This is a genomic window from Verrucomicrobiales bacterium (assembly GCA_016793885.1).
In the GTDB taxonomy this organism is placed as follows: Bacteria; Verrucomicrobiota; Verrucomicrobiia; order Limisphaerales; family UBA11320; genus UBA11320.
This window is the reverse complement of record JAEUHE010000114.1, coordinates 1-7,688: the sequence shown is the minus strand read 5'-3', so window position 1 is coordinate 7,688 and position 7,688 is coordinate 1. Positions and strand designations below refer to the sequence as shown.

Genomic DNA, 7,688 nt, shown 5'->3' with positions numbered 1-7,688 from the left:
TCCAGTCGCAACCCGCGTTGGGGTTGTGAGAAAATAACGACTAACCCAGGGTAGGCGCTCCCGCTTCGCGCCAACCCTGGGCTTTGAGGCGGAATCCCTGTGGGATTCTAACATCTGGTCGAAGAACTTGTGGGTAATGCTCAGAGAGGTCTACCGCACTCCATATGGCCCAGCTGGGTCTCTAGGCGTCTTGGAGTTGACCGCGAAGCGGTCCGATGAGGTGTTTAGTTCCATAGTCCTGTAGCCCTCTACAGCTTTTCGGCAACCGACGGAGTCGGGAGATCTCACCCACTTCCAATCCCCCTCTCGGGACCCAATATAAAAAGGGCCAGCCGTTGCCGGCTGGCCCTGGGGGTTTGGGATCAAAGAGTTCTGGCCCTTAATTAAACCAGAGTCCTAGTTCCGCGTCCGGAAGAACACGGCGGCTTCGCCGCCGTTGGGAGCGGAATAGGGGTTGGCCGCGGCATCGATGTCGGTCCAGGTGGCGAGGTCCGTGGAGGTCTGGAGCACCGCGCCGCTCCAGGTCACAATGATGTTCCCACCTTGGATTTGAATGCTCTCCACTCGCGGAGCCTTCCCGCAGCCCACGCCACCATCGTAAGAGAGATAGCACGATGGAATCGGGGGTAATTCGGCAGCGGGTGTGGTATCCCCGACCAACCGCACGCCCACGCGACAGTAGTCATCTCCGTTCGACTCCTTCCAGATGACTTGCAACGCATAGCGAACGCCCTTTTCCAAAGGCATCGGAGCCGTGGTACCGGGCAAGCCGCTCTCCGCGAAGGCAGCGCTGGCGGCGGTCAACGAAGCGTCGGGCACGCGATCGGTTGCCTCCAAAGCGTCGAACTGGTCATCCAGACCGATGCGTAGCTCGGCTTGGTCGTCACCGGCCAGAAAGAACTCATACTCCCCGGATTCGGGAGGCGTGAACCAGGCACGAAAGCGGCCCGCATAAATGTTGATGGTGTTGTGCGGGAACGCGAGTTCCGAGTCCATGGTATCGACAGCGAGATCGATGCTGAAGCCGCAGGGGTAGCGGTCGCTGCCGCGGAGATCGGACACGGCCCCACCGTTCAGCTCATACCAAAGCTCCAAACCCGCCTTGCAGTCCGTGGCACTGAAGGCCTTCCATTCCTTGGCCGTTCCCACCGGAAGCAGATTCCCAGCCGCATCCTCAATCCCGCTCACGCTCACCGTGTAGGTGCCACCGGGAGCCTGAAGATCCGTCATCAGCTTGATCCGGGTCGAATCGATGATCTCCGCTCCGAAAACAGGAAGCGCTCCGCTGACGCGGTAGTTGGCAACTGACGCCGCTTGGGCCGCGTTCAAAGGCTCCGAAAAGGTCAGGTAAACGGCCCCAAGGTTAATGCTACCCCTCGCTTCCAACAACGTCGGCGCTGTGCCATCGACAGACAGGTCAGCATCCCCGCTGGTCGTGCTGAACCCAGCGCTCGAGACCACACAACGAATCTTGGCCCCATCATCGGCGACCGTGAGAGCCGGGGTCGTGTAGCTTGCCCCTGTCGCACCAGGGATGTCGGAAAATTCTCCCCCCAGCAACGCTTTCTGCCACTGATAGGTGATGGACTCGGTGCTCGTGGCCGTCACCTGGAATCTGGCCGTACGACCCGCTGCGGTCTTCACCGGGGAAGGATTCTCCGTGATGCGCAAATTGCCGGTCGCCTCAAATTCAGCCAGGTAGATCGCTTCAAAGCCGTAGGAGTAGGAGGTTCCCGCATTGGGCGCATCTCCGAACGGAGTCTTTCCCATATAGCGCAGAGCCTCGATGCGAAACTCTCCCTCGGGAGAAGGTTCAATTTTTTCCCAGCAGACCAAGGATCCGTCCTTGTTATGCCCCGCATTCAAGGCGACCTGGTTAGGGGCTAAGTCAGCGGCCGCCGCCGGGTAGGTGGCGGCGGTGAAGATGTTCCGATTTGCGCTGCCATCCTTGTGAGCCGCAACGGCATTGTTGGCACCCAGGATGGTGTAGACGCTCCAGCGATTGTTGTAGTTGCCACCACGGAGGGCGGTGCCGCAAAAGGTGTAGACTTTGCTCGGATCGAGACCGCTGAAAATCAGGGTGAGTTTAACAGTGGACCGAACTCCCGGGATGCCGTCGTTGGTCAGATCCACTTTCCCATCAAACAGCAAACTCGCAGGGCTCCCGGCGTTGGGGCCGCCATTGCGAGCTCCAAAGTCATCCGGCGTCCCTCCCTCCGCCTCAACTGTTACAATGACCGGCAGATCATCCGCCGTCTCAATGTTCCGCAGAGTCGCCGTCTGACCTGTGGTGCGCAACTGTCCCGCCGTCGCGTTCGGACTGGTCCCAGGTCCGGTGGCGTAATCGTGAAATGCCTCCCAATTCGGAGCAGCATGGAGGCTCAGAGTTGCGGCAATCCACAAAATCGAGGCGATCGAAAACGTCGATGGAGACAAGGAGCGGCTCATCGATCTCGCCGATCGAAGCCGTGCAAATGAGGTCATCATACAGACAGGGGTTGGGTTGGGGTTGAAGGGATTGGGATAGAAACCTTCCTTCGGGCAAAAGGCAGCTGACCGGGCCATGAGGGCACGGCAAAGCCGGGCAGATTGCCAACGACCTAAAGGATGGGACATGAAAGTCTTATAGGGAAAATACCTAACACAATCAAGCCAAAATCGGGAAAGCGCAGTTCTTCGAGTGTGATCAATTCCGCTGAGGCCCGGTTCTTTGCATGGAGTTCCTGCTTGAGCAGGCTCGGCGTGCGAACTCACTTCGTAGCAGCCTCCGCCCGAGGACTACAGAGATCGCTCTCGCCCGGAATTAACCACAGCCCCGTTCTTCTCGGTTGTCCCCGAACCGGCAGCCTGTCTATCCTATCGCATGCGAATTCTTTCAGGCATTCAGCCCTCGGGCGCACTGCATCTCGGCAACTATTTCGGGATGATGCGTCCATCGATCGAACTTCAAGAGAAGGGTGACGCGTTCTACTTCATTGCGGATTACCACTCGATGACCTCGCTGTTTGACGCTGCCCAGCGACGAAAAAACACCCTCGATGTCGCCCTGGATTTTCTGGCCTGCGGGCTGGATCCCAAGAAATCCATCTTCTGGAAACAGTCCGACCTACCCGAGGTGGTCGAACTGTCCTGGCTGCTGACCACGCTCACCCCCATGGGTCTGCTGGAGCGCTGTCATAGCTACAAGGACAAAACAGCCCGGGGCATCAGCGCCAACCATGGGCTCTTCGCTTACCCCGTGCTGATGGCGGCGGACATCCTCATTTTCGACTCCAACATCGTGCCCGTAGGCCGGGACCAAAAGCAGCACGTCGAGGTCACCCGCGACATCGCGATCAAATTCAACGAACAATACGGCCAGACGTTTGTGGTTCCCGAACCACAAATCCGGGATGAAGTTGCGGTGGTGCCGGGGACCGATGGGCAGAAGATGAGCAAGAGCTACGGCAACACCATCGAGATTTTTGCGGAGGAGAAAGCGATCCGGAAGAAGATCATGGGCATCGTCATGGACAGCCGCACTCCGGACGAACCCAAACCCGATGCCGATAAAAACCTAGCCATCCAGCTTCTCAAGCTGGTCGCCCCAGCCGATGTCGCGAGCGGATACGAGGATCGACTGCGTGCCGGCGGGTTTGGCTATGGGGACCTCAAGAAGGCTCTGTTCGAACACTATTGGAACTACTTCGCGTCGGCGCGGACCAAACGCGCGGAACTGGCCAACAATTTGGATTATGTGCATCAGGTCCTGCAGGAGGGAGCAACCCACGCCCGCGCGGTTGCGGCCACTGTGCTGAAGAGAGCGCGCCAAGCCTCCGGACTGGAATAGTCAGGGCTATTTCGCGAACTCGATGCAGCGGGTTTCACGCAGGACCGTCACCCGGATTTGCCCGGGATATTGCAATTCCTCCTCGATCTTCCGGGAGATCTGCCGGGCTAGCTGATACGCCTCTTCATCACTGACGGCCTGCGGTTGAACCATGATTCGCAGCTCGCGTCCCGCCTGCACCGCGAAGGCTTTCTCGACGCCCTTAAAGGACAAGCCGATTCGCTCGAGATCTTCCACCCGGCGAATGTAAGTCGTGAGAGTCTCCGATCGAGCCCCCGGCCGAGAGGCACTCATCGCATCGGCCGCGCTCACCAGAATTCCCAGAGGTCCCTCAGGGGCAACCTCGTCATGATGGGACGCCACGGCGTTGATGATCATGGGGCTCTCGCCGAAGCGGCGCAGAAATTCGGCTCCGACGATCGCGTGAGGACCCTCCATCTCCTGATCCAGCGCCTTCCCGATGTCGTGGAACAGTCCGCATCGTTTGGCCGTCGGAATATCCAAACCCAACTCGGCGGCCATCAAGCCGATCAGATGCGCCACCTCGATGCAGTGCTCGAGGACGTTCTGAGAAAAGCTGTGGCGGAAACGCAACTTCCCCAGCACTCGAACCACCTCCGGGTGCACCGCTGAGAGACCCACGCGCTGAACGGCTTCCTCGCCGGCCTTCTGAATGGCCTCGTCCATCTCGTCGGAAACCTGCTGAACAACTTCTTCGATGCGTGTGGGGTGAATGCGGCCATCCAACAACAGCCGCGACATCGACTCCCGCGCTACCTCACGTCGGACCGGATCGAAGCCCGACAAGACCACTGCGTTGGGGGTGTCGTCGATCAGAACCGTCACTCCCGTGGCATTTTCGAACGCCCTGATATTCCGTCCTTCCCGGCCGATGATGCGCCCTTTCAGATCCTCGCTCGGCAGGTTGACGGTGGAGCTGGAAGACTCGAACGAATGAACTCCGGCATAACGATGGATGGCCACCGAGATAATCCGGCGCGCTTTCTCCTCAGCTCGGGTCTTGGCTTCGTCCATGAGACGTCGGCTAAGATCGCTCGCCTCCTGCAAGGCAGCCTGCTCAATCTCCTTAAGCACCAACGCACGCGCCTCGGACTCGGTCAGGCGGGCGGTCGCGAGCAGCCGCTGTTGACGCTCCCGCTGAATCGCCTCTACCTGGCTGCGAAGCTGGTCCAACTCGAGCCGCTTCTGAACGCACTCCTCCTTCTGCTGCAACAGCCCTCGCTCTTCTTGAACCAGATTCTCGAGCTGGCGATTGATTAAGGATTCGCGCTCAGCCAAACGAGTCTCGACGGCGACCAACTGCGCCTGGCGGGCATCAAAGGAGCGTTCCAGTTCCTGACGATGCTTTAAACCTTCCTCACTGGCACGAATCTGGGCTTCGCGCATCAAATTCTCGGCCTGGCGGGCGGCGTTGTCCTTCTGAGCCTGCGCCTCGAGCCGCCTAACCTCAAAAAGGTTGCGCTCCTTCCATCGAACCAGCCAATACCCCATGGCCACCCCGGCGCCGAACAACCCTATGACCTGCACGTAAATATTGGACAACCAAATCATGCTCATTCGCAGCCCCGCTCACCCACTACTCTCGACAACCAACGAGTGGGTGTCACAAGAAAGTCTACCGGAACATCGTGCGCCTGCATCGGCACTGCCAGGATCACCTGCCAATCAAACGTCACCCCGCACTTATTGCCGCCTTCCAGGCCAGCCAAGAGCCGATCGTAATAACCGCGGCCCCGACCAACCCGTCCAAATCTAAGGTCAAAGCCTAAGCCGGGAACAAGCACCAAGTCCAGATGGTTTATCGGGATAACCGGACACTCGGCTCGGGGCTCGAGAATACCCATCACCCCCGCTTGCAGATCCCCCTCCAAATCCCGCACCCGTACCGGCTCATACCGGTCTTCCGCCCTCAAAAAGCGCGGAAGTGCCAGAACCTTCTCCTCCCGCAAGGCCGCGTCCAGCACGGGCCGAATGTCCGGCTCCAGGCGCATGGGGTGGAAGGCGAGAATCCGGTGGGCCGCGCGCCAGACCGGGGCAGCCAACAGTCGTTCACACAGACTCACCGAGGCCAGCCGCCGCTCCTCCTCCGAGTGGAGGTTCGCCGCCGCGTTCAGCTCACGACGCACCCGTTCCTTCTCCATCAACACGTCGCCACTCATTCCAGCTTCGAGGATGAACTCTTGCGCGCTTCAGCAGTCAGGGCGCGCCAACGATCGAGACGCTCTTTCAGCTTCTTCTCGGTCCCCTGCTCGGTCGGCTCGTAATAGCGCCGCGGCGCGCCTAAATAGTCCTGCGGCACAAAGTGATCCGGATGGTTGTGGGCATACTCATAGCCTTCCCCATGCCCGAGTCGCTTGGCCCCGGCGTAGTGTCCATCACGCAAGGCCGTCGGCACCGGCAACGTCCGCCCCTGCCGCACATCCTCCAGAGCGGCATCGACGGCTACCATCGCTGTGTTGCTCTTGTTCGCGCTAGCAATGTAGATCACGGCTTGGGCGATCGGAATGCGAGCCTCCGGCCATCCCACAAACTGCGCCACCTCGTGGGCCGCATTCGCCAACACCAAAGCCATCGGATCCGCCAAACCCACATCCTCGGCTGCGCAGATCACCACACGACGCGTGATAAACCGCGGATCCTCACCCGCGTGAATCATCTTCGCCAGCCAGTAGAGGGCTGCATCGGGATCGCTGCCACGCATCGATTTGATAAACGCCGATGCCGTGTCGTAGTGCGCATCGCCATCCCCCTCGTAAACAATGGCTTTTTTCTGAATGCTCTGTTCCGCCACCTCGAGCGTGATGCGCAGCAGACCATCGGAACTGCGAGCGGTGGTCAAAGCGGCCACCTCGAGCGCATTCAGAGCCTTGCGGCCATCTCCATCGGCCATGCGCGCAAGGTGGGCCAAAGCCTCCGGGGCGGCTTCGATGCGCAGATGCCCCAAGCCGCGCTCCGCATCCTGGAGCGCGCGGTCGAACAGTTCGAGAGTTTCAGGCTCCGTCAAGGGCCGCAGCTCAAAGATCTGCGACCGGGAGACCAGCGGGGAGTTGACGAAAAAAAACGGGTTATGGGTGGTCGCACCCACCAGACGAATCACACCGCTCTCCACATCGGGAAGCAGGACATCCTGCTGCGACTTGTTGAACCGGTGAATTTCGTCGATGAAAACCAAGGTTGGCTTCCCGGTGTTCTGGAGCCGATGCGCCGCCGAACTCAACACTCGCCGCATGTCCGCGACATTCGATTCAACGCCACTCAGCTTCTCAAATCGGTTCTTGGTCTGGAGCGCGATGATCTGAGCCAGCGAGGTCTTACCCGTCCCGGGCGGACCGTAGAAGATGAGCGATTGGATGCGGTCCGCCTCAATCGCGCGCCGCAGCAACTGACCGGGACCTAGGATGTGGGTTTGGCCGACATATTCGGCCAGGTTGCGCGGACGCATGCGGGCCGCGAGAGGCGCTTGGCGAAACGCAGCATCCGCCGCTGAAGGTCCTTCTTCAGCGGGCAGCGGCACCGGTGGAGCCTGCCCAAATAGATCGTCGCCCGTCATCCTGAACGCAGACTATCAGCGAGCCTTCGGCCACCCAACATGTTTTTGGAGGGGGAACACCTCCAAGAAACGGACGTGAATCGAGACCATAAACCTGGCAGCAAGGGAGTGGGCGGGGCAGCGCTCTATGGAGCGCGGAGGCACGACCTAAGCATTACCCACAAGTTCTTCGACCAAATGTTAGAATCCCAAAGGGATTCCGCCTCAAAGCCCAGGGTTGGCGCGACGCAGGAGCGCCTACCCTGGGTTAGTCGTGGTTTTCTCACAACCCCATCGCGGGTTGCGCTT

5 protein-coding genes are annotated in these 7,688 nt (G+C 59.8%); 1 reads left to right on the top strand and 4 read right to left on the bottom strand.

Annotation, left to right across the window (positions count from 1 at the left end; translation table 11 throughout):
• Positions 1-396: 396 nt before the first annotated feature.
• Complete coding sequence (locus tag JNN07_12900; protein ID MBL9168635.1) at positions 397-2,487, bottom strand: hypothetical protein; 2,091 nt, start codon at positions 2,485-2,487, stop codon at positions 397-399.
• Between the two features lie 376 nt (positions 2,488-2,863).
• Here JNN07_12900 and trpS point away from each other — a divergent pair, with 376 nt between their 5' ends.
• Positions 2,864-3,829 (top strand): tryptophan--tRNA ligase, encoded by a 966-nt coding sequence (gene trpS / locus JNN07_12895; GenBank protein MBL9168634.1) that lies wholly within the window; start codon positions 2,864-2,866, stop codon positions 3,827-3,829.
• Between the two features lie 6 nt (positions 3,830-3,835).
• On the opposite strand, the gene rny is transcribed toward trpS, so the two are convergent.
• Genes rny through JNN07_12880 form a run of 3 tightly spaced genes read right to left on the bottom strand, consistent with a single transcriptional unit; the run spans position 3,836 to position 7,400 of the window.
• A complete protein-coding gene (gene rny, locus JNN07_12890) occupies positions 3,836-5,401 on the bottom strand; it encodes a ribonuclease Y (GenBank protein MBL9168633.1) in 1,566 nt (521 codons plus the stop codon).
• 2 nt (positions 5,402-5,403) lie between these two features.
• The gene (locus JNN07_12885; protein MBL9168632.1) at positions 5,404-6,009 is read right to left on the bottom strand and encodes a 5-formyltetrahydrofolate cyclo-ligase; all 606 of its coding nucleotides are present in this window, start codon (positions 6,007-6,009) and stop codon (positions 5,404-5,406) included.
• The gene (locus JNN07_12880; protein ID MBL9168631.1) at positions 6,006-7,400 is read right to left on the bottom strand and encodes a replication-associated recombination protein A; all 1,395 of its coding nucleotides are present in this window, start codon (positions 7,398-7,400) and stop codon (positions 6,006-6,008) included. Before JNN07_12880 ends, JNN07_12885 begins: the two co-directional genes overlap by 4 nt.
• Between the last annotated feature and the right edge of the window lie 288 nt (positions 7,401-7,688).